The sequence below is a fragment of the Haematobacter missouriensis genome (assembly GCF_000740775.1).
Lineage (GTDB): Bacteria > Pseudomonadota > Alphaproteobacteria > Rhodobacterales > Rhodobacteraceae > Haematobacter > Haematobacter missouriensis.
The window spans coordinates 1-559 of record NZ_JFGS01000112.1; the positions used below are offsets into that span (position 1 = coordinate 1).

Below are 559 nucleotides of genomic sequence, written 5' to 3' on the forward strand. Positions count from 1 at the left end.
TCCGCGCCCAGTATGTCGGCGAGTTCGGTTGGGGAGAGGCTGCGGTCATAGACGGCGAATCCGGAGATGGCACCGTCGAAGGCCCACCGCATCGCATCCTGGGTTCCAGCGCTGCTGCGGGAATTGTCGGCGCCGACGATCAGGGCATCTGTGTTCTGCTGCCAGTCGATGCCGGTGTGCACCTGGCCGATCATCGCCCCGTCGAGCCAGACCTGCCCGATGCCGCCGCCGAAGGCGATCTGGAGGGCGTGGCCAGTCCCGGCCTCTATGCCGTCGTGACGAACCATGGCGGTGGTCCGGCCATCCTCGAAGGCGATGTGCAGGGTGCCGCCGCTGATCCATGCGCCGAGGCCGTGACCGATGCCTTCCGCATCCTTGGAAAAGAGCGCGCGGTTTCCGTCGACGCGGTCGGCGTTGAAGCCGAAGGCGATGGTCGCTTCCGACAGGGCGAGTGCAGGGTCATGCGCAATGGCGGTGACCGGATCCAGCCGCTGGGCCAGATGCTCCGGCAGCACAAGGTTCCCCGACAGCTCGAGATCGCGCAGCCCCGCAAGCCGGA

1 protein-coding gene is annotated in these 559 nt (G+C 67.3%); it reads right to left on the bottom strand.

What is annotated here, in order from left to right; all coding sequences use genetic code 11:
• The coding region (locus CG51_RS18870) for a LamG-like jellyroll fold domain-containing protein (protein WP_035747701.1) at positions 1-559 on the bottom strand (559 nt) is incomplete at both ends.